Consider the following 2,330-nt stretch of genomic DNA (forward strand, 5'->3'; position numbering starts at 1 on the left):
CGCCCGGCGGCACGGCGCGCGCATCGCGGTGGACGCGGCGCAGCTCGTCCCGCACCGCCCCCTGGACATGACCGCGCTCGGCCTCGACTACGTCGCCTTCTCCGGGCACAAGCTGTACGCGCCGTTCGGCGCGGGCGTGCTGGCCGGACGGTCCGACTGGCTGCGCGCCGCCGACCCCTACCTCAAGGGGGGCGGGGCCACCGCGTCCGTCGAGGACCGCGGGGACCGCCCGCACTGGCACACCGACCCGGAGGCGCGGCACGAGGCGGGCACCCCGAACGTCCTCGGCGTCCTCGCGCTCGCCGCCGCGTGCGAGACGCTCACCGCGACGGGCTGGACCCCGCTCGTCGAGCGGGAGGAGCGGCTGCTCGCCCGGCTGCGCTCCGGCCTGGCCCGCATCCCGGGTGTGCGCGAGCTCACCCTGTGGGGGGACCGCTCGCCGCGGGTCGGCATCGTGTCGTTCGTCGTGGACGGCTGGGAGGCGCGCGACCTCGCGCTCGCCCTGTCCGACCGGTACGGCATCGGAGTGCGGGACGGGAAGTTCTGCGCGCACCCGTTCGTCCGGCACCTCCTCGGCGCGTCGGGCGCGTCCGGCGGGACGGGCGAGGCCGGCAAGACGAGTCAGGACGGCGGAACGGGCCGGGTCGGCGAGTCCGGCGCCGGGGAAGGCTGTGCGGAGGGGCAGGGTTCGGCCGTCCGCGCCAGCTTCGGCATCGGCACCACCGAGGCGCACGTCGACCGGCTCGTCGAGGCCGTCGCCACCCTCGCCCGCGGCCGCTGACCTGCAGCGGGGGCACCCTGCCGCAATTACCTAAGGGTTAGATCTCCGTTACCTCGCGGAGGCCAGGGGTGCCCCGCCCGCCCGGCGTCTCCCGGCCGGGGCGTAGGAATGTCACCGTCCCGCGCCATACTGGCCGAGGGTCGTCCGTGGACCGGTCGAGTGGGCGCTTTAGCTCTGTTCGCCCATGTAGCGTAAGCAGGTCCGTAAGGTGCCCAACGGGGCCCGCCTCCCGGCGCCGGGGTCCGGGCGGAGGAAGGTCCTGGGCGGGATGAACAGGGGGTGGCGACCGTGGCCGACGGCTGGCGACCCACGTCGGAGCTCGAACGCCGACTGGGGGACGCGGTACGGAACGGCGACCAGGAGGGGTACTTCCGGCTGCTCGCGGGCAGCGAGCTCGTCGTCCCCGTCCCGCCCGACCTGATCGACGACGTCCTCGCCAACGAGCGGCGGCCCGCCTGGCCCACCCAGGCCGAGGACGACCGCACGTTCGTCCTCGCCTACACCTCGCCCACCGCGATGCGCGCCTGCCTCGGCCCGTCCTACCGGCACTACGTGCGGCTGCGCTTCACCGTGCTCGCCGAGTCCTGGCCGGACAACAACTGGTGGCTGGCCGTGGACGTCCCGGCGCACTCCGTCCGGGACGTCTCCCTTCCGATCGAGGGCCGCCTGCCCGCCTGGTTCGTGCTGCAGCTCGCCCAGGGCGACGCCCGCCCGCCGGTCGCGGGCCACCACCCGGCGCCCGCCGCGTCCTCCGCTCCGTCCACACCCTCCGGTCCTTCCGCGTTCTCCGAGACCCCCGAGTCCCCCGTCCCGGCGGCCACCTCCTTCTCCGACGCGTTCGACCCCGCCGCGTCCTTCGACTCCTCCGCTTCCTCTTCGCTGGCCGGTCCGGCCGAGCCGGCGTCCCCCACGCCGCCGGTCGTCCCCGCCGCGTACCCCACTCCTCCGGCCGTCCCGTACCCGACGTCCGCGCTGAGCCAGGGCTACGTCTCCCCCGACGGGCCGTCCCCCTCGCCGCAACCGGACGCGCTCGGCGGCGCGACTGCCCCCGGCCAGCCCGGTGGGCCTTCCGACTTCGCCGCGACGGGCGAAGCGAGCGCGCGGGCGCAGGCCCCGGTGCCGCCCAATCCGTACGTGTCCGGCGAGGCGAACGTCCCGGGCCAACCTCTCGCACCGGTCGCTTCCCCTGCGGATACTCAGGGGTCTTCGCTCACGCCGTCCGAGACTTCCGCACCCGGGATCGCGGACGCGGAGCGGCAGCGTCCCGCCGGGGCCGAGGCCAGTGCGTTCGCGGACCCGGCCGCACCGGACGGTCTCTCCGCGCCCGAACAGTCACCCGCGTCGGACGCACCGTCCGTGCCGTGGCAGGACGGCGCGCACACGGAGCCGACCGGCGCGGAGTCGCAGAGCACCGGCTACCCGTCCACGCTCCAGGGCTCGGCGGGCCAAGACTCGGCGGCCATGCCTTCGGCGCCGCATGTCCCCGGCCACCCGGCCGTGCCCGGCGAGCCGTCCGCGCCCGGGGAAGACGTGTCCTCGGCGGGGCGGG

2 protein-coding genes are annotated in these 2,330 nt (G+C 75.9%); both read left to right on the plus strand.

Annotated elements, in window-relative coordinates:
- Positions 1–781: aminotransferase class V-fold PLP-dependent enzyme (locus AB0J52_RS36765; protein ID WP_500187526.1), on the plus strand; the 781-nt coding region annotated here is incomplete at its 5' end.
- 279 nt (positions 782–1,060) lie between these two features.
- The coding region (locus tag AB0J52_RS36770) for an SseB family protein (RefSeq protein WP_500187527.1) at positions 1,061–2,330 on the plus strand (1,270 nt) is incomplete at its 3' end.

The organism is Spirillospora sp. NPDC049652, from assembly GCF_040675125.1.
Lineage (GTDB): Bacteria > Actinomycetota > Actinomycetes > Streptosporangiales > Streptosporangiaceae > Spirillospora.